Origin of the sequence: Balneola vulgaris DSM 17893, from assembly GCF_000375465.1 — a bacterium.
GTDB lineage: Bacteria > Bacteroidota > Rhodothermia > Balneolales > Balneolaceae > Balneola > Balneola vulgaris.
Genome location: NZ_AQXH01000001.1, coordinates 1,233,148 through 1,252,190, shown reverse-complemented (window position 1 = coordinate 1,252,190; position 19,043 = coordinate 1,233,148). Strand labels below are relative to the sequence as shown.

17 protein-coding genes are annotated in these 19,043 nt (G+C 38.5%); 8 read left to right on the top strand and 9 right to left on the bottom strand.

Features of this window, described 5'->3' with window-relative positions:
- Positions 1-113: 113 nt before the first annotated feature.
- The 4 genes from B155_RS13820 to B155_RS0105385 are packed head-to-tail and all read left to right on the top strand — an operon-like array spanning position 114 to position 5,615.
- Positions 114-620 carry an NlpC/P60 family protein gene (locus B155_RS13820; RefSeq protein ID WP_169331276.1) on the top strand — a complete coding sequence of 169 codons (507 nt, stop codon included), beginning with the start codon at positions 114-116 and terminating at the stop codon, positions 618-620.
- A 21-nt stretch (positions 621-641) separates the two neighbouring features.
- Positions 642-3,548 (top strand): PAS domain S-box protein, encoded by a 2,907-nt coding sequence (locus tag B155_RS13565; protein ID WP_018127227.1) that lies wholly within the window; start codon positions 642-644, stop codon positions 3,546-3,548.
- 12 nt (positions 3,549-3,560) lie between these two features.
- Positions 3,561-4,001: a response regulator gene (locus B155_RS0105390; RefSeq protein ID WP_018127226.1), complete on the top strand. Its 441-nt coding sequence runs from the start codon at positions 3,561-3,563 to the stop codon at positions 3,999-4,001.
- A 33-nt stretch (positions 4,002-4,034) separates the two neighbouring features.
- A complete protein-coding gene (locus tag B155_RS0105385; protein ID WP_018127225.1) occupies positions 4,035-5,615 on the top strand; it encodes a histidine kinase dimerization/phosphoacceptor domain -containing protein in 1,581 nt (526 codons plus the stop codon).
- Here B155_RS0105385 and B155_RS0105380 read toward each other — a convergent pair.
- Positions 5,612-6,796 (bottom strand): putative sugar nucleotidyl transferase, encoded by a 1,185-nt coding sequence (locus B155_RS0105380; protein WP_018127224.1) that lies wholly within the window; start codon positions 6,794-6,796, stop codon positions 5,612-5,614. The genes B155_RS0105385 and B155_RS0105380 overlap by 4 nt on opposite strands.
- Before the next feature lie 95 nt (positions 6,797-6,891).
- On the opposite strand from B155_RS0105380, the gene glmS reads away from it, so the two are divergent.
- Positions 6,892-8,724 (top strand): glutamine--fructose-6-phosphate transaminase (isomerizing), encoded by a 1,833-nt coding sequence (gene glmS / locus B155_RS0105375; protein WP_018127223.1) that lies wholly within the window; start codon positions 6,892-6,894, stop codon positions 8,722-8,724.
- A gap of 252 nt (positions 8,725-8,976) precedes the next feature.
- Positions 8,977-9,330 (top strand): Hpt domain-containing protein, encoded by a 354-nt coding sequence (locus B155_RS0105370; RefSeq protein WP_018127222.1) that lies wholly within the window; start codon positions 8,977-8,979, stop codon positions 9,328-9,330.
- Here the strand turns inward: B155_RS0105370 and B155_RS0105365 are convergent.
- The gene (locus B155_RS0105365; RefSeq protein WP_018127221.1) at positions 9,327-9,779 is read right to left on the bottom strand and encodes a GNAT family N-acetyltransferase; all 453 of its coding nucleotides are present in this window, start codon (positions 9,777-9,779) and stop codon (positions 9,327-9,329) included. The genes B155_RS0105370 and B155_RS0105365 overlap by 4 nt on opposite strands.
- A gap of 65 nt (positions 9,780-9,844) precedes the next feature.
- On the opposite strand from B155_RS0105365, the gene B155_RS0105360 reads away from it, so the two are divergent.
- Positions 9,845-10,174 carry a phage holin family protein gene (locus B155_RS0105360; protein ID WP_018127220.1) on the top strand — a complete coding sequence of 110 codons (330 nt, stop codon included), beginning with the start codon at positions 9,845-9,847 and terminating at the stop codon, positions 10,172-10,174.
- A gap of 76 nt (positions 10,175-10,250) precedes the next feature.
- Here B155_RS0105360 and B155_RS0105355 read toward each other — a convergent pair whose 3' ends face one another.
- From B155_RS0105355 to B155_RS0105325, 7 genes are all read right to left on the bottom strand, one after another.
- Complete coding sequence (locus B155_RS0105355) at positions 10,251-11,258, bottom strand: isocitrate/isopropylmalate dehydrogenase family protein (protein ID WP_018127219.1); 1,008 nt, start codon at positions 11,256-11,258, stop codon at positions 10,251-10,253.
- A 106-nt stretch (positions 11,259-11,364) separates the two neighbouring features.
- Positions 11,365-12,525, bottom strand: a complete 1,161-nt coding sequence (locus B155_RS0105350; RefSeq protein WP_018127218.1) for a PQQ-dependent sugar dehydrogenase — start codon at positions 12,523-12,525, stop codon at positions 11,365-11,367.
- Between the two features lie 100 nt (positions 12,526-12,625).
- Positions 12,626-13,345 carry an SDR family NAD(P)-dependent oxidoreductase gene (locus tag B155_RS0105345; protein WP_018127217.1) on the bottom strand — a complete coding sequence of 240 codons (720 nt, stop codon included), beginning with the start codon at positions 13,343-13,345 and terminating at the stop codon, positions 12,626-12,628.
- Between the two features lie 6 nt (positions 13,346-13,351).
- Positions 13,352-13,900: a DUF6580 family putative transport protein gene (locus B155_RS0105340; protein WP_018127216.1), complete on the bottom strand. Its 549-nt coding sequence runs from the start codon at positions 13,898-13,900 to the stop codon at positions 13,352-13,354.
- An 82-nt stretch (positions 13,901-13,982) separates the two neighbouring features.
- Positions 13,983-14,567: a YceI family protein gene (locus B155_RS0105335; RefSeq protein WP_018127215.1), complete on the bottom strand. Its 585-nt coding sequence runs from the start codon at positions 14,565-14,567 to the stop codon at positions 13,983-13,985.
- A 135-nt stretch (positions 14,568-14,702) separates the two neighbouring features.
- A complete protein-coding gene (locus tag B155_RS0105330; RefSeq protein ID WP_018127214.1) occupies positions 14,703-15,308 on the bottom strand; it encodes a DNA-3-methyladenine glycosylase in 606 nt (201 codons plus the stop codon).
- Complete coding sequence (locus B155_RS0105325) at positions 15,308-16,216, bottom strand: YihY/virulence factor BrkB family protein (protein ID WP_157464732.1); 909 nt, start codon at positions 16,214-16,216, stop codon at positions 15,308-15,310. The genes B155_RS0105330 and B155_RS0105325 overlap by 1 nt, the downstream gene beginning before the upstream one ends.
- Before the next feature lie 174 nt (positions 16,217-16,390).
- Between B155_RS0105325 and mutS the strand changes: the two genes are divergently transcribed.
- Complete coding sequence (gene mutS, locus B155_RS0105320) at positions 16,391-19,033, top strand: DNA mismatch repair protein MutS (protein ID WP_205617754.1); 2,643 nt, start codon at positions 16,391-16,393, stop codon at positions 19,031-19,033.
- Positions 19,034-19,043 lie beyond the last annotated feature (10 nt).

Genomic DNA, 19,043 nt, shown 5'->3' with positions numbered 1-19,043 from the left:
ATACTACCTTCGAAGATAGACATTATTAATCAGTTTTATTACCAACCTGTACGGTATTTATGTCGTTAAAGCGAATAGTTGTTTTGTGGATTGTCCTGATGGCGTGTGGGACCGTGAAGAGAGGTACCATCCCATGGGAAGAAAGAAAAAAAGTTCCACCAAAAGTTGTAGAACAAAAGCCTACTAAAAAGCCAGCTTTGGCTTCTACGGCGAATGCATCTTCGGCTTCTAAAGCGCTTTCAAAAGATGAAAAGAAAATGAAAGAACTTTTAGATCGGGCTTATATCGATTGGAAAGGAGTACCCTATGTATTAGGTGGGAGTGGTTATAGTGGAGTTGACTGTTCCTCATTTATGCAGATTGTGTTACATGACTATTTTGAAATTAAGATTCCACGTGTTACCGCCGATCAAATCAAAGTTGGTAAGTCTGTAAAAAAGAAGAACATTAAAATAGGTGACCTCGTGTTTTTTAGAACGGGTAAAAAGACCCTGCACGTAGGTATAATGATAAATAACGAACAATTTTTGCACGCTTCAACAAGCTCAGGGGTGATGATTTCGGCACTTCAACAAAGGTACTGGAGCGATGCATATCTAACAACACGGAGAGTTTTCTGAGCTCAATTGCGATAGGTTTATATGACAAAAATTAAAAATAACACACTTATATACATAGCATCGATTGTATTAGTAGTGCTTATGGTGTTATCTCAAATAGCACCTTCTTATTCGGTTTATGAAAGGGAACTCGATGCTAGATTTATAAATATGGCTGGTAGGCAACGTATGCTCAGTCAACAAATTTTAAAGTTAGCATACGAGGCAAAAGACAAAGAATCTGTTGAGATAATTCAAACAATGAAAGAGGGTAATGCTCTCTGGGTTGATTCTCATTATGATCTTATTGATGGCAATGATCGGTTAAATTTCTCAGAACATCCTTTCCCTGAAGAACGTGCAAAGCTTAAAGATTTATCTAAGCTTGTAGAATTAATGAGCTCTGAAATTGTTGCGGTTGGAAGTGTTGATCAATTAAGAAATCTCATAGATCAGTTAGAACCTTATGAGCAACAATATCTGGCTCAGATGGATAATATCGTCTTGAATATGGAAATCAAGACAGAAGCTAAAATTGAAAAAGCAGTACGCTTTGAACGACTTTTCTTACTTCTCTCCATCGTTGTATTTGGGATTCTAAGCTTTTTCATTGCTCGCCCTTTTATCACAAACTTACAGAAGCAGTTAGATGAAAATGATGAGGAAAAAGAAAACCTAAATAAATTATTTAAAAGTGTTTTTGATAACTCGGGGGTTGGTATTGCACTAGTAGATAAAGAAGGAAAATTATTTGATGTAAATGAACAGTTTGTTCAAATACTGGGCTATACAAAAAAACAGCTTCTATCTATGACTTTTGCTGAGTTCACACATCCTGATGATGTGGATAAAGATTTAGCTTTATATCAGGAGCTAGTAGAAGGAAAACGTGATACCTATCAAATGGTAAAGCGATATATCTCTAAAGAAAAAGATATTATTTGGGTTGAGTTATCAGCTTCCTTGATTCGTGAAAGCGACGGTTCCCCAAAATATGGTGTAGGAATGATTCGCGATATTACCGATAAACGCAGAACCGAATCTACGCTTGATGATACTCGCGCCATATTAGACATCTCGAAGAAAATGAGCGGTATAGCCACTTGGGTGATAGATTTTGAAAATGATGAAAGAATTTATGATGAACAGGTCTTAGAACTGTATGAATTGGATTATAAACCTGAAGACATTGCTAAACATTTAATGAGCCTAGTGCACCCAAGTGATGCTCCAAAACTCAAAGAAGCTTTAGCGAATGCACGAACTAGTATTGATCCGTGGAAGGTAGAATACAGAATCGTCACCCCTTCAGGAAAATTGAAACATCTTGTTACAGTCGTAGCTGATATTCAGCTTAATGAGGAGGGAGATGTATCAAAAATAATTGGTACTACTCAAGATATTTCAAGAGTTAAAGAGAAAGAAAATGAACTGGAGCAGCAGAAGGCTAGTTTAGAGGACGCATTAAAGAGCTTAGCTGAGATTCAAGAAGTGGCACACATTGGTTCATGGGAAGTGGATCTTACAACAATGAGTGTTGATTGGTCGGATGAAGTGTATCGTATTCATGAAGTGCCAATAGGAACACCACTAAAAGTGGAAGAAGGAATTAATTTCTATAGAGAGGATTACCGCCCAGTTATAGAGGCAGCGATTAATAAGGCCATCGAAGATAGTAAGCCTTGGGATGAAGAGTGTATTCTTGTTACACAAACAGGTAAAGAGATTTGGGTACGTGCCATAGGGCATCCTGTGTATGAGAAATCGGAACTTGTTGGCTTGCGTGGGTTATTTATGAATATAAATGATCGCAAAATAGCTTCAATGCAAACAGAATTAAATGAACGCCAACTGCAACAGTTTGTACAGCAAGCACCCGTTGCAGTGGCTATGATAGATGCAGATTTAAACTTTATTACAGTTTCAGACCAATGGTATAATGAATTTGATTTAACTCAGGGCAGTTTAAATAATGTCAAGTTCCAGTCGATGAGTCATCCAATTCTGGATTATGTATTATGGGCCGATAGATTAAATAGAGCATTAAGTGGTAAAGTATTATCTAAAAAGAAAGAAGCCTTTACTTTAGATGATGGCGAACAAATTTGGCTTAAATGGAAGTTGATACCTTGGTACGATGATCCTGGTAAAATTGGTGGGTTAATCATGTATGCTGACGACATCACAATGGAGGCCAACTATACCGATGAGTTAGAGGAGAAAGTAAAAGAGCGCACGGCAGAGTTAGAGCTTCAAACACGAAAAATGGCGGCTCTTAATGAAGAGCTTGAATCATTTAGTTACTCCATTTCTCACGATCTTAGAGCTCCTCTCAGGTCCATAAATGGATTCTCAGATATTATGTTCGAAGACTATGCAGATGAACTTGATGAGGAGGGAAAACGAATACTCGGTGTCATCAAAAACAGCGCCCTTAAAATGGGTCGTTTGATCGATGATATTTTAGGATTCTCTAGACTAGGCCGAAAATCGATGCAGAAAGGCCCCGTAGACATGGTTGCTTTATTTGAAAGTATATGCGATGAAGAAGCACAGCATTATCCTGAAGGTAAAATAGATGTAAAAATTGGTAACCTTCCAATGATAAATGCCGATTTAGTATTATTAAAGCAGGTAGTTGTAAACTTGATTTCAAATGCATATAAATACTCTGCAAAAAAAGAAAAAATTGTTGTTATTGTAGAGGCAGTAGAAAAAGAGCACGAAATAGTTTATAGCGTTTCAGATAACGGAACAGGTTTCAACATGGATTATCACGAAAAACTTTTTGGAGTATTTCAACGATTACATTCAAATACAGATTTTGAAGGAACCGGTGTGGGTTTAGCAATAGTTAAAAGAATTATAAATAAGCATGGTGGTGAAATTTGGGCCCAAAGCGTAGAAGGGGAAGGTTCAACATTTTTCTTTTCACTACCCAAAAACTAACAAGAGGACAGAATGGACGTAAATAAAACAGTAGAGATACTACTTGTTGAGGATAGCGATCAAGATGCCGAACTGGCATTAAGAGCCCTCAAAAAAAACAATATTAGTAACAAAATTACTCGCTTACGAGATGGAGAAGAAGCTTTAGATTTCCTTTTCGGACGAGGCGAATTCGAAGGCCGAAGTGTCCATAATATTCCTAGAGTAGTGCTTCTGGATTTGAAGATGCCAAAAGTTGATGGCCTTGAAGTTCTAAAAGCAATTCGTGAAAATGAAATTACGGAAAAGCTACCTGTGGTAATGCTTACTTCATCAAAAGAAGAAAGAGATTTGGTTCATAGCTACGAACTCGGTGCAAATAGCTATATCGTAAAACCCGTTGAGTTCGAATCATTTACAAAATCAGTTCGTGATATTGGTTTTTATTGGATGATTCTAAATGAATTGCCGTAATTAAAAAATTGCTTTGGAATTAGTGGAGTCACATTGAAAGTTAAAGTTCTGATATTAGAGGACTCTGAACTTGATGCTGAATTATCTATTCGACAGTTAAGAAAAACCGATTTAGATATTATAGCGAAAGTTGTAGAGACAAAAGAAGATTTCGAGTCAGCGGTAGTTGATTGGAGTCCTGATGTAATTTTATCAGACTATAACTTAAAAACATTTTCAGGTGATCAAGCCCTTATTTATGCAAAAAAAATATCTCCTGAAATTCCTATTATTATGCTTTCGGGCTTCATGAGTCGTGAGGTTGAAGTCGACCTCTTAGAAAAGCATGCAAATGACATTGTCACGAAAGACAACCTTCAACGCCTTCCTTTCGCACTTCAAAGAGCACTGAATGAGCGCAGTGACAAGGAGAAACTAAATAAAACGTTATACGAGCTAGCTGGGAGTTTAAAATTTCAGGAAGCTTTAGCAGAGATTTCTTTAAACTTTAACAGCCTTCATACCTTAGAAAGTAAGCTCAATGATACCCTTGAGATTATAGGTAAAACAGCGAATGTATCGAGGGTTTACATTTTTGAGAACTTCAATGAGGGCCAAAACCTAAAAAATACCTATGAGTGGTGTGCTGAGGGGGTAGAGCCACACATCGAACACTTACAGAATTTAAGCTATAATGATAATCCGGAATGGCGTGAGTTAATCCTCAATGAGGGGCGAATTTATAGTGAAGACCTCTCCAACATACCAAGTCACATGAGAGCTATGCTGGAAGAACAGCATATTAAATCACTGATTGTGTACCCAATTTATATAGGGGATTATTATTTCGGTTTTGTTGGCTTCGACGAGATTAATGAAACACGGAAATGGACTGAGTCTGAAGATAAACTCCTTAAGTCGGTTTCAGGGATTATCAGTAATGCATATAGTGAATATCAGGCTGATGTAGAACTTAAAAAGTCGAATGAGATCTTAGGTCAACTACTGAATGAGAAAGAGATTCTCATAAAAGAAGTTCACCATCGTGTTAAAAATAACATGGCCGTAATATCAAGTTTCCTGCAACTTGATATGTTGAGAACTTCCAATCCTGAGATCAGCAAAGTGCTTGAGACAAACGTAACTAGAATAAGTTCAATTGCCATTATTCAAGAATTGATTTACCAATCCAATTCACTAACCCAAGTAGATATAGAGGCCAACTTAAACAAGCTATTTGTGATGATATCTCAAGTAGGGCGTATTCATGATTCCAATTTTAGGTTCAAAGAAAACTCTGTTCAAGTTACTCTTAATGTGAATCAGGCTGTGCCATTTTCTTTACTTCTGTCTGAACTTCTACTTACCGCATTTAAGATCAATCAGAATAACGAAGACTTTGTTAAAGACATCGACATTAGCTACCACTATGATGGTAAAAAAGTAACGGTAGAAGTGGTGAACCCAAATATCATAGAAGCCATTTGTGTGGCTCCTAATGAAATTGACCATACCGAGATCACCCATGTTTTAAGCCGACAACTAGATGCCGAAGTGGAAGCAAATAGTGAGGAAAATCTACTTCGAATTAGCTTCGAGAGATTAGATAAAAAGGGTTCTTCTAGCGCTCTTTAACTCTTTGAGTGCTCAAAAATATATTTCATCATGGTAGCATAGGCATCTGTTACTTGCTCACCTCTACGCTTCATCATTGCTTCCATCGCTTCAATAGCTTTATCAAATCGATATTCTGGATTTTGAAGTCCGTCGTACCACGTAAATGAAGGGATATACTTATCAGGGAAGCCAGTACAGAATATATTGGAAGATACCCCACATATGGTGCCAGTATTTAGCATCGTATTAATGGATGTTTTTGAATGATCTCCCATTACTGTGCCCATAAACTGCACTCCATCTTCAGAGGCTTGCTTAGTGTCCCAATTGGGTAAGTGCACTTTCCCATAATTGTTTTTCAAATTGGAAGTGTTAGTGTCTGCCCCCAAGTTACACCATTGGCCAATAATGGAATTACCCACATACCCATCATGCCCTTTATTGCTAAAAGAATGAAAGATGGAATTAGATACTTCCCCACCAACCTTACAATGAGTCCCCACTGTAGTGCCATCATAAATACGAGCGCTCATTTTGATAGTAGCACTATCACATACAGCTACAGGCCCTTTAAGAATACTGCCAGCTTCAACGGTAGCATTCATCCCAATATAGATAGGACCTTTGTCGGCAATTAAAATAGATCCAGCTTCTATGGTTGCCGTAGGGTGGATATAAATTTGCGATGGATTTGAAAGAATTACATGCGAGAAATCAGCTTCTGAAGGTTGTAATTTCAACCGTTGAATATCAGCTTCTATTTCACCGGCATTACTCGATAACATATCCCATAAATAGTCTAGGCTATGAGGTGCATTAGTTAACGCAATAGACTTGGAAGCGTCGGGTTTAAAGCCATGCTCAGGCTTTTGAGGTAATGATAATTTTGCAGCAATGCATACTCCATCGTAACTAAGTTCTTCGTTATCATTGAGCGATTGAATAGCAGATATAAGTTCTTGATTTGGTAGTACTCTAGAATTAATGCATACTGTTTGTAAATCTGGAACAAAATCATCAGATAAAAATAGACCTGATAGATACTCAGGTAGTAACCGAATATGATGCTCAATGCCTAAACTAAACATCCACTTTTCTTCAATGGTCTGAATACCAACTCTGAGATTAGAAAGAGGGCGACTTAATGTAAGTGGCTTAAAACGATTTGATAATTCGTCGTCAAAGAAAAGTAACTGCATTAACGGGTGAAATAATAGGTTGAAGTATAAAACTAGGTAAAGAATATCTATATTTGGCCTAAGCTGAAAAATAAAATTTCAATTAAGAGAATAAAATGTGCGGAATAGTCGGATATATTGGAGATAAAAAAGCTAGCGATGTAATTATAAAGGGGTTAAAACGATTAGAGTATAGAGGGTACGACTCAGCTGGAATTGCATATCAAAATGGGGAGCTTCAAGTAAAGAAAGGAAAGGGTAAAGTTGCCAAACTTGAAGCGATGTTAGACCCAAATGAGAATGCCACAGCAGGAATTGGGCATACACGTTGGGCTACTCATGGTGAACCTAATGATGTGAACTCTCATCCTCATACCAGTACGTCTCAAAAAATTGCTCTCGTTCACAATGGTATTATTGAGAACTATGGATCGCTAAAAAAAGTACTTCAAAACAAAGGGTATGAGTTTTATTCTGAAACGGATACTGAAGTTCTCGCAAAACTTATTGAAAGCTTTTTAGAAAATGGGGAGAATGAATTCAAGAAAGCCGTTCAGCTTGCATTAGCCCAGGTTGAAGGAACCTATGGTTTAGCCATCATCCATGCAGATCATCCCGATATAATTATTGCTGCACGAAAAGGCTCTCCGCTTTTGATTGGCGTGGGTAAAAATGAAATGCTCGTTGCTTCAGATGCTTCTGCAGTGGCAGAATACACCGACCAAGTAGTGTATTTAGAAGATGGTGAACTCGCAGTAATCGAACGTGACAATTACAATGTAGAGTCATCCGACAGTACCTCTTTAATAAAAGAAGTACACGAGTTGGCTATGAGCCTCGATGAAATTGAGAAGGGGGGATACCCTTATTTCATGTTGAAGGAGATTTTTGAGCAACCTAAAGCCATCGCGGATTGTTTGCGCGGTAGAATAGATCCTGAAAAAGGAACGGTTACGCTTGGCGGAATTGCGGATGTGATGGAAAAACTAGCAGGTGCAAAGCGTCTTGTGATTGCCGCTTGTGGTACCAGTTGGCATTCAGGAATAGTTGGTGAATATCTATTTGAGTCGTTAGTTAAAATTCCTGTAGAAGTAGAATATGCTTCAGAGCTTAGATACAAAGAGCCACTTATTGGCGAAGGCGATGTAATGATCGTAATCTCACAAAGTGGTGAAACAGCAGATACTTTAGCGGCCCTTCGACAAGCAAAAGAAAACGGCGCGCTCGTTCTAGGTGTGGTAAATGTGGTGGGTTCATCGATAGCAAGAGAAACCGATGCTGGAGTATATATTCACGCTGGACCAGAAATCGGGGTGGCCTCAACAAAAGCTTTTACAGCTCAAGTTACGGTACTTACATTAATCGCTATCATGCTTGCTCAATACAAGAAGAGCATAAGTGATGAAAAGGCAAAGAAATTAATTTCTGAGCTGGCTCTGATTCCTGAAAAGATGCAACAGGTATTAGATAAAAGTGAAAACCTCCGTGAGGTATCGAATCTATTTTCGTATGCACCTAATTTCTTATATCTAGGTCGTTCGGTGAGTTTCCCCGTTGCCCTAGAGGGAGCCTTAAAGCTAAAGGAGATCTCATACATCCATGCAGAAGGATATCCTGCTGCTGAGATGAAACATGGACCTATTGCTCTAATCGATGACATGATGCCGGTAGTAGTAATTGCAGGTACGAATCATACCAATGATAAAATGGTGAGTAATATCGAAGAGGTTCGCGCTCGAAAAGGCAGAATTATTGCAATTGTAACGGAAGGAAATGCTGAAGTAGAAGATTTATCAGAATTTAGTTTCTCCGTTCCTGATACGGAAGATGAACTCTCACCACTATTAACGGTGATCCCACTTCAAATACTCTCTTATAACATTGCTGTGAATAGAGGTTGTGATGTAGATCAGCCTCGAAACCTCGCAAAAAGTGTAACGGTAGAGTAAGTATTAAAGGATGTAACAGTTATCCACATTATTTTGTGGATAACTTGTTTTTCTGATTTAGTTTTTCGTTTTTCTAAGCTCAATCGTATAGAGTTAGTGAAATGAGAAAGTGGAAGGCACTTATTTTTAAAATAACAGTGTTACTTTTAGTCAGCATCGTTATTTTAACAGCCTAATATTTAAGTTATTTATGAACTGTTGGTATCTTATCCTACAAGAGTGGGATTTCTACGTACACAGTGCACGACCTATATGAAAAGCAACAACATCGATCTTTCTTACTTATACGAAATTACTGGAGGGAACAAAGGAGTAATTCACGAAATGATTTCTTTATTCTTAGAAGAAACTCCAAAACAATTTGCACTTTTACGTGAGCATACAGCGAATGAGGATTGGAAAATGGTCGGCCTCGAAGCCCATAAGCTAAAACCTACTTTTCTTTATGTAGGGTTAAATAACTTCTACAACGAAGCCGAAGAACTCGAGAAATCAGCAAAAGAAAAACGTGACTTAGATCAAGTTTCAGCTAAAATCGATGAGTTAGAAAAAGGCTTCTTAAGTGTTCAAGATGCCCTTGTAGAAAAGAAAAATGAATTAAGTTAGTACTTCTTTTTCCAAACCATCTGTTGATGGTCAATGCCATCCACAACGTACACTCCACCTTCTTTCACAAAGCCATACTTTTGGTAGTATTCGTCTAACTTAGCTTGGGCTTCTATTCGAATATTAGCCTGTGGATAATGTTCTGAGCAATATTGGATGCTCTCAGATATTAACGTCTTTCCTACATCTGTTCCACGATGTTTACTAGCTACTACAATCCGCCCAATTGAGGATTCATCTTCATATTTCTTCGTTGGCGGAAATATCCTGGCATAAGCGGCTAATTCATCCCGCAAATAGAGAAAAAAGTGTATAGCGTCAGCGTCGTGATTATCTATATCTGGATAGATGCAATCCTGTTCGATGATAAAGACATCCTGGCGTAATTTTAGGCAATCGTATAATTCACGGGCAGAGAGGTCATTAAAAGAGAGAAACTTTTTTTCCATGGTCAACTAAACATATTTAATAATAGCCCGTAGAGGGTAACGAATTTTAATCAAATTTTCAGAATATGATTTGGTCGTGGTTATTAAATAGTATCGCAGTATTTGCAACCTCAAAATTATTATCTGGGGTAGAAATTAAAAACTTTTGGAGCGCTGTTTGGGTTGCCGCACTTTTAGCAATCGTAAATATTTTCATTGCTCCAATTCTTCACCTCATTTCATTGCCTATTACAATTCTCACTCTTGGTTTATTCGCATTTGTAATAAATGCAGCTCTAATCATGCTAGTGGATGCCGTAATTGATGGATTTAAAATCAAGAATTTCGGGTGGGCATTATTATTTAGCTTGGTGATGTCTATAATTAGTAACGGACTTTTCTGGATATTCGGATAAGAGCATAAAAAAGGGAGATAGTTAAACTACCTCCCTTTATAATGTGTGCTTATTCTATTCAGTTACACTGAAAGAACTATAGGTTACTGCAAACAGCCTCTGTGAACGAATCTGTAGTTCCCTTGCCACCGATATCTAGGGTGCAAGCGTCTTTATTTTCTACAAGAGTTTTATAGATCGCTTTACGGATATTCTCTGCTATAGGCTTTTCATCTAAGTACTCTAACATGAGAAGAGATGAGAATAATAAAGCAATTGGATTCGCTTTATTCTGCCCAGCAATATCAGGTGCTGAACCGTGAACAGCTTCAAACATAGCTACATCATCTCCGATGTTCGCAGATCCTGTAACCCCTAAGCCACCTACTAATCCGGATGCTAGGTCAGATAGGATATCGCCAAATAAGTTCGTTGTAACTACAACATCGAACTGCTGTGGACGCATTACCATTTGCATGGCCATGTTGTCTACAATTAGATCTTCAAATTCTACATCAGGGAATTCTTTTGCTACTTCGCGCCCTACTTCTAAGAAAAGACCAGAAGTAAGCTTCAAGATATTAGCCTTGTGTACAAGAGTTACCTTTTTCTTGTTATTCTGTAGTGCATACTTGAATGCAGAAGTGATAATTTTTCTGCTCGCTTCACGCGTTACAACTGCGATACTTTCAGCGTGCGATTTGTCGTCGCCATCTACCCAATGTTCTTTACCGATGTAAAGGCCTTGAGTGTTTTCTCTAAAGATGACCATATCCACTTCCTTAAAGGTGGTATCTACATTAGGAAGTGTAATAGCAGGACGGATGTTACTATACAAATTGAACTTTTGACGCAGAGCCACATTGATAGATCTAAAGCCCGTACCTACAGGAGTTGTAAGTGGTCCTTTTAATGCTACTTTATGCTCTTCAATCGCCGCAACTGTTTCATCAGGTAATGGATTGTCATATTTCTCATATGCCCCAAGTCCTGCTTCGCGCTCTATCCACTCGATGGGTGCGCCAGCGGTTTCAAGAATTTTTTTTACAGATGCTGTGATTTCTGTTCCAATGCCGTCTCCGGCTATCAATACTACTTTTTTCATGAAGTGTGTTAGTCTTTAATATTCGCGGGTAAAGATAAAAACTTCTAAACCCTTTTGTTGACCGGATTCTTAATACAATTGTAATTTTATTTCCATTCCCTTAAAGCTATTGGGCTGAATAGCTTACTCTGTAAATGGTGCCTGATTCGTCGTCTGAAATTAAGAGCGAGCCATCTTCTAATTGTAATATAGCTACAGGCCTACCTTTAATATCCTCATCGCCTTGAAGCCAACCACTGATAAAAGGCTCGTAACTTTTTGGAGAGCCATTCTTGTCGAATTTGACCTGTGAGATTCTATATCCAACTTTTTCGCTTCGGTTCCAGCTGCCGTGTTCTGCGATCAATGCAGTATTTTTATAGCTAGTTGGAAACATATTACCTGTGTAGAAAATAACGCCCAATGGTGCTACATGGGCACCTAATTCTTGAACAGGTTTTTTGAAGTCGATGTTTTTCGTTTTACCATCTTCGCCATGCTCAGGATCCCAAATCTCGTTTCCATGCATGTATGGGTAGCCAAAATGTTGACCTTCAGCGGTGATCTCATTGAGCTCACATGGAGGGATATCATCGCCCATCCAGTCTCTGCCATTGTCTGTAAACCAAATATTACCCGTAGTTGGATGCCAAGTAAATCCAACGGTATTACGAATTCCTTTAGCTACTATTTCATGTTCTGAACCATCTGCATTCATTCTAGTAAGTGTGGCAAATAACGGGTTGTCTTCTTCGTGATTACAAATGTTACATGGTGCACCAATGGGTACATATAATTTTTCATCAGGACCGAATGCTATATACTTCCACCCATGATGACCTTCAGTTGGAAGTTCATCTATTATAAGAATGGGTTCAGGATTCTGATCATAATTACTATCAATATCTTCAAACTTCCAGATTTTACTTACTTCAGCAACATATAAATCACCATCTTTCATAGCTACTCCATTAGGGAGGCGAAGCCCGCTTGCAATAATATGGATGCTATCTGCTCTGAAATCATTGTTGGTATCAACAATAGCATATACGTTGCCTTTTCTTCTCGAGCCTACATATAGGATGCCATTATCACTCATGGCCATTTGACGGGCATTCTCAACATTTTCTGCAAAAACTGAAATTTCGAATCCAGCAGGTGCTTCCAAATATCCTAATGAAATACTTGGAGAGCCATCTTTTTCAGGGATAAAATTTTCATCCGTTTCGCAGCTTGATGCAAACATGATTACGAAACTTAATGCAATAAGTAACTGGATGTGCTTCATAAATATTAACTAAATAATTATTGGATGAAGCGAAGGTAATAAAACCAATGCAGAGATTTGGGGCTACATTGATTTTGAATGTAAAAGAATAGCGTGGAGTTTAAATTCTATCCCAAACAAATTGGGGAACACATTTAACTAATAGGGCTACCAGTCGCCATCGCTTTGTGATATACACTACTTTGCGCTTGTTCTGAATAGCTTTAATCATTTGCTGAACCGCTTTATCTGTTTCAGCTACCCAGAACATATTACGACCTCTAGCGGTCATTTCTGATTTAACAAATCCAGGTCGGATGTCAGTAATATGAATATCGGCATCCACATGTTTAGCTTTTTGTCTAAAGCCAATCATATAGTTGGATATGAAATGCTTAGAGGCTGTGTAAGCAGCGGCACTACCGATAGCTAAATGAGCCGCAAGTGAGGACATCCCAACGATTTGGCCATGCCCTTGTTTTGTGAAGTAATCGAACGCAAAGTGTGCACCATGGGCAAAGGCCACAACATTTACTTCAATAGTATTTTTATCGGCACGCCACGGTGGTAGCATTTTAGCAATCCCAACACCCGCATTGAGGATCATGATATCCATGCCTCCCATTTCATCAATAAGATGTTGGTACACACGTTGAGCTTCGTTGAAATCCGTTACATCCAGAGGATGGATGTAAGCGAGATCACCAATTTCTTCTTTAAGAGCTACAAGTTTTTCTTCTCTTCGACCCACCAAAGCTACACGGTGACCAAGAGCCGCATATTGTAGTGCAAGCTCACGACCTATTCCGGAAGTAGCACCGGTGATTAAGACTTTTTTCATAAACTATTAAGCTGTCTGTAGAGCAGGAACGCGTTGCTTTGCATATTCGAAAGCACCAAATAGAACTCCACAATAGAATAAATCGCCTAATACATTCATATGGAAGAATGGGATAGCAAATGTATAGCAAGCCATTAATCCTTCAAATGTCATAGGATACATAGGTGAAGTAACCCAAACACCGAAGTTGGAAATGAGAAAGAATAAAAGTGAAGCCGATAAACTACCTGCAATAACTCTCTTAAAGTCGATTTTCTTCAGCATTAGGATTCCAAATACAACAATCGCTGCGATAGCACCATAGGTCCAATAAAAGCCAGGCGAAAGGAATACAAACCCAGAATAATAGTCAGCATATAAAATGTTATTAACCAATAAATCACTCACGAAGAATGCTAATAGAGGTAGAGCGAAGGCTAATTTCTTATTTGAAAAGTAAGCAGCTCCGAATAACGACATTGCTCCAAGTGGTGCAAAGTTGTAAGGATGCGGAATCATTCTAGATACTGCCGCTAATAAGATAAATGCTGAGATGGTAAGTATTCGCTTGTTCATGCTATAAAATTTGATTAGCCCCTAAAATAAAAAAAGCATCGCCTCAATGAAACGATGCTTTTAAACTTTCTTAAGAAAATGCTTACTTGGCGTTAAGTTCCAAGTTTAGCTTAGTCTTTACTTCATTACCAATCACTTTATCAGATACATAATCGCCTGTACCCACACCAAATTCGTTTCTTAAAATTACGAATTCAGAGCTAATACCAGCGATTTTACCACCGCGTGGATTATCCATTACCCCTAAGAGTGTGAATGGAAGATCAAAATCTTTAGTAACATCTTTGATTGTTAGTTTACCCTCTGCAGTGAATTTACCGTCACCGTTTGATACAATTCGGTCACTTTTGAAAGTAATGTGTGGGTATTTTTCTGCATTAAAGAAATCGGCTGTTCTTAAGTGACCATCACGGCGTTCATTTTTAGTATTCACGCTAGCCACCATAATCGTAACATCGATCATGCTTTCGTCTAAATTCTGTGGATCAAATTTGATGTCAGCTTCGTAATTATCGAATGAGCCAGTTACATCGCTAAAAAAGTGGCGTATATCGAATGTTATTGAGCTGTGTGCTTTGTCTACGGTCCAAATGGTGCTTACGTATGTAGCAGCAATGGCAAAGCTGGATAAGAATAGAATGGAGAATAGTTTGATCGATTTTTTCATGACTGTATAAATTTTTTTAGTTGATGATTACCTGATGAACCAATTTTGAAATAAGATAATTCGTTTAATGTTAAACTATAATTAATAAAATTCAATATTGTATTTGTCTATCACACCGATAAGCTTTTATAGTTTTTACTTTGCAGGGCTGGTATATGCATTTCCTTTCACTCTAAATCGCCACGGAAGCTTGGCGTCTTCACCAACATAATCGACCCCAACACGTGGGCTTTCGATGATTTGATCCTCTTCATAGCATACACCACGATCTTCAATCCAAATAGGGGCTTTAGTAAGTAGATGTCCATAATTGTTAGTTGTAATACCTAGTGCTTGCGAAGCAATGCCTGGCCCACCTCCAACAGAGCGTTCCAGTTTTGTTTTATTCCGGCGTTCTAAAATAGTTGGGATTCCATCTAATGGTTCAATAGCTCGAATTAAAACAGCATCTGCAAGGCCTTTCTTATTGGTAACCACGTTAAATAGGTGATGAATGCCATAACAAAGGTACACATAGGCATGCCCAGCTTCGCCATACATGATTTTAGTGCGTTCGGTTTTTCCATGAATATGAGCATGACACGCTTTGTCCATCCGCCCATCATAGGCTTCAGTTTCAACAATAATTCCAGAAGTCATTGTACCGTTGAAAGAGGTGCAGAGAACTTTACCTAACAGTTCCTTGGCGATGAGTATAACATCATTTCTTTCGTAAAATGAGGGCTTAACAATCGAACTCATTAATCCAGTGCGGCATATGGGTTGTCTTCAACGGTAGGTTTATGGCTCTTATAAATATCGCGATAAGCACGAGCTAAAGTTGCTGATACTACAAAGAGAAAAGCGCTGTAGAAAGTCCAAACTCCAATTACGATCGCAATGGCATAACCTTGGTAGAAATATCTATAGCTCGCAAACGCATATTCTAAATAGCCACTCACAAGAAATTTAGCGAGTTCAAATAAGCAGGTATAGGTAAGGGCTCCCATAATAGCGATGTTGCGCGCAATACGTCGTTCACTTAAATATCTAAACACTATATAGAGCACTACAAAAGTGAACAAAATGGGGATGATGAAATTCAAGAAGTCGTAAATCCAGGGGAGGTTTATCACAATATCTGTAAAGGGCACATTGATGCTTTGCAAATTGATAAGTGATACAAATGAGACAATGAAGCTTAGGAAAAAGATAAGCGCACCAAAGATTCCGAAGCCAAAAAAGTTATAGACTACATCCACTACAGGATGTTTGCGCTCTTCAATATCAAAAACATCAAATAATACATGTTTTACAGCGTGCAGTAACCCTTGAGTAAAGAAGAGCAACACGATAATACCCACGATACCAAATACCTTACGAGCTCCAACCAAAGGGTTTAAAATATTCATTACGGTATCGGAACCGGTGATGATATCCGAAGCTTCAGCCTCGTAGGCGAAAGAGGGTAGGAATTCACTACCATATTGAACAATCATATCTAAGGCCTGATCGTAACTCAGCACGTACCCAATAATAGAAATGAGGATCAGGGTAAAAGGAATGGCACAAATAAAAAGGTTGAACGTGATAGCCGAAGCATTAAAGAATAGGTCTTTTTTGCCCGCTATTGTCACAGCATGCTTCCAGAATTCTTTAAATTTTTGCACAACCTCGTTATTAATAATTTTATGCAAAATACAGGGCTTGTTCTATTAATTCAAAACGGGAATAGCACATAGTTTTTAAGGCAATTCATTGGTATGTTCCATGCTACTATTGATCCAAAAAGTTAGCATTTAGTTCAATTAAAGCCGATGGCCGCGAAAAAGCAAACGCCCTTAATGAAACAGTACTTTGAGATTAAGGAAAAAAATCCGGGTACTATATTATTATTTAGAGTTGGTGATTTTTATGAGACCTTTTCTGATGATGCAGAACTGGTAAGTAAAGAATTAGGGATTACACTCACAAAAAGAAACAACGGGGGTGATCAAACACCCCTTGCCGGCTTCCCCTTTCATTCCTTAGATACCTATTTGCCAAAACTGGTTAAGAAAGGGTATAAGGTAGCGGTATGTGATCAAACAGAAAGTCCAGAAGAGGCCAAAAAAGCAGGCCGTAAAATAGTAAATCGTGATATCACCGAAATTACCACTCCGGGTATCACACTTTCTGAAAAGCTATTAGAACACAAACGTAATAACTACATACTGTCTATCCATTGGGCAAAGGATAGAATTGGTATTGCATTCTCGGATATCTCAACTGGGGAATTTGGTCTCAGCGAAACTCATGAAAAAACACTCCCAAGTTTCTTAGCATCCATTCAGCCTTCAGAGATTCTAGTTACTACAAAGCTGAAGAATAAGCTACCTGATGAAGTGAAGCACTTCAACATTACATATATCGAAGAATGGGTATATGAAGGGGACTATGGCTACAAGATTTTAACCGATCATTTTAAAACCCATTCCTTGAAAGGATTTGGAGTGGAAGAACTCAAAACCGCTCATGTGGCTGCAGGTTCATTGATGCACTATATGCGAGATACTCAAAAGGCATATTTGCGTCATCTTAGAAGACTCTATGCGTACGAGAGCAATGAATTTATGTCGCTAGACCCTGCAACTAAAAGGAACTTAGAGCTTACCGCGAGTTTGCAAGAAGGGGGCGTTGATGGTACACTTATCTCAATTATGGATCGCACTTGCACGGCCATGGGAGGGAGGTTACTTCGCCGATGGATCATGCGTCCGCTGAAACGACTGAAACCTATACAACAGCGCTTAGATGCTGTAGACGTACTTTTTAAAAATCACGAAGTCCGTAATAACCTTCGAGAAGAGCTTGATCAAGTTGGAGATTTAGAACGACTGATTTCTCGAATCTGCATGGGCCGAACTAACGCCCGGGATATCGTTCAATTAAAGCTGTCGTTGATTCAAATACCCAAGCTTAAAAGTTTATTTTCAGGTACGGAAGATCCTCTATTAGCGGATATCTCTGGCCGATTGAAGCTGATGATTGAATTACAAGAACGCATTCACAAAGCGTTAAATGATGAGCCTCCTGCTAGCATTCGTGATGGTAACATGATTCGAGAGGGTTTCAATCAAGAATTAGATGAGCTCCGTGATATTGCAAGAAATGGCAAAAAGTATATAGCTCAGATAAAGGATAAACTGTCTGAAGAGTCCGGAATACCATCACTAAAAATTGGGTATAACAAGGTATTTGGCTATTACATTGAAGTAACCAATTCCCATAAGGATAAAGTACCAGAGCATTTTATTCGAAAGCAGACACTAGTAAATGCCGAGCGTTACATTACTCCTGAACTAAAGGAAGTTGAAGAGAAAGTATTATCAGCGGAAGAGCGTAGTAAAACTTTAGAGTTTGAGCTTTTTGAAGAGGTTCGATTGTATGTAGCTGAGTTTGCTGATGAAATACAACAGATTGCTCATGCACTAGCCGAAATTGACTGTATTCAATGTTTTGCTGAAGTAGCTTTTAAGAATAACTATGCCAAGCCGGATGTTCGTGACTCGGAGGAAATAGACATTGTAAAAGGTCGGCACCCTGTAGTAGAAAAGTCACTCCCTCTTGGTGAACCATTTATCCCAAATGATATTCAATTGAGTAATGGTGATCAGCAGATCATGATTATTACTGGGCCGAATATGGCGGGTAAATCTATCATCTTACGTCAAACAGGTCTGATTGTATTGATGGCTCAGGTGGGAAGTTTTGTGCCTGCTGAATCAGCAATTATTGGAATGGTGGATAAGATATTTACTAGAGTGGGAGCTTCAGATAATCTGGCGGCAGGCGAAAGTACGTTTCTTGTTGAAATGAATGAAGCGGCGAATATCTTAAATAATGCCACTCCAAGGTCTCTAATCCTTTTAGATGAAGTAGGGCGAGGCACGAGTACTTTTGATGGATTAAGTATCGCATGGTCGCTGGCTGAGTATTTACATAATCAATCATCGGTAGCCGCAAAGACGCTATTTGCTACGCATTATCACGAGTTGAATGAGTTGGAGCAAATGTACGATCGCATCAAAAATTTCAATGTTCAGGTCAAAGAACATGAAGGGAAAGTGATCTTTCTACGTAAGCTAGTTAGAGGGGGTGCCGATCATAGTTATGGGATTCAAGTTGCAAATATGGCTGGTTTACCTGCAATGGTGATTGATAGAGCTAAAGTGATTCTCAAGAATTTGGAAAGCCACAGTTTAGATATCACCAATAAAAATGGCGCGATTGAAGAACAGGCTGGTAATAAAAAAGCGGCGGCTGAAAATCTATCTTCAAAAATCGAAAAACAGGACGAAGTGGAGCAAATGAATTTATTTGCCACTCATGTAGATCCGAGGCTAGAAACGGTTCTTAATAAACTTGAAGCGACCGACCCAAATAGAATGACTCCTATTGAAGCGTTGATGCTTTTAACAGAGTTGAAAAAACTTGTAGACCACTGAAACAGAATCA

What these genes read in the sequence shown, in the direction of transcription:
- glmS (WP_018127223.1), top strand. Translation starts at nt 6,892, where the DNA reads ATGTGCGGAATAGTCGGATATATTGGAGATAAAAAAGCTAGCGATGTA.
- B155_RS0105345 (WP_018127217.1), bottom strand. Translation starts at nt 13,345, where the DNA reads ATGAAAAAAGTCTTAATCACCGGTGCTACTTCCGGAATAGGTCGTGAG.
- B155_RS13565 (WP_018127227.1), top strand. Translation starts at nt 642, where the DNA reads ATGACAAAAATTAAAAATAACACACTTATATACATAGCATCGATTGTA.
- B155_RS0105340 (WP_018127216.1), bottom strand. Translation starts at nt 13,900, where the DNA reads ATGAACAAGCGAATACTTACCATCTCAGCATTTATCTTATTAGCGGCA.
- B155_RS0105360 (WP_018127220.1), top strand. Translation starts at nt 9,845, where the DNA reads ATGATTTGGTCGTGGTTATTAAATAGTATCGCAGTATTTGCAACCTCA.
- B155_RS0105370 (WP_018127222.1), top strand. Translation starts at nt 8,977, where the DNA reads ATGAAAAGCAACAACATCGATCTTTCTTACTTATACGAAATTACTGGA.
- B155_RS0105365 (WP_018127221.1), bottom strand. Translation starts at nt 9,779, where the DNA reads ATGGAAAAAAAGTTTCTCTCTTTTAATGACCTCTCTGCCCGTGAATTA.
- B155_RS0105380 (WP_018127224.1), bottom strand. Translation starts at nt 6,796, where the DNA reads ATGCAGTTACTTTTCTTTGACGACGAATTATCAAATCGTTTTAAGCCA.
- mutS (WP_205617754.1), top strand. Translation starts at nt 16,391, where the DNA reads ATGAAACAGTACTTTGAGATTAAGGAAAAAAATCCGGGTACTATATTA.
- B155_RS0105335 (WP_018127215.1), bottom strand. Translation starts at nt 14,567, where the DNA reads ATGAAAAAATCGATCAAACTATTCTCCATTCTATTCTTATCCAGCTTT.
- B155_RS0105355 (WP_018127219.1), bottom strand. Translation starts at nt 11,258, where the DNA reads ATGAAAAAAGTAGTATTGATAGCCGGAGACGGCATTGGAACAGAAATC.
- B155_RS0105350 (WP_018127218.1), bottom strand. Translation starts at nt 12,525, where the DNA reads ATGAAGCACATCCAGTTACTTATTGCATTAAGTTTCGTAATCATGTTT.
- B155_RS0105330 (WP_018127214.1), bottom strand. Translation starts at nt 15,308, where the DNA reads ATGAGTTCGATTGTTAAGCCCTCATTTTACGAAAGAAATGATGTTATA.
- B155_RS0105390 (WP_018127226.1), top strand. Translation starts at nt 3,561, where the DNA reads ATGGACGTAAATAAAACAGTAGAGATACTACTTGTTGAGGATAGCGAT.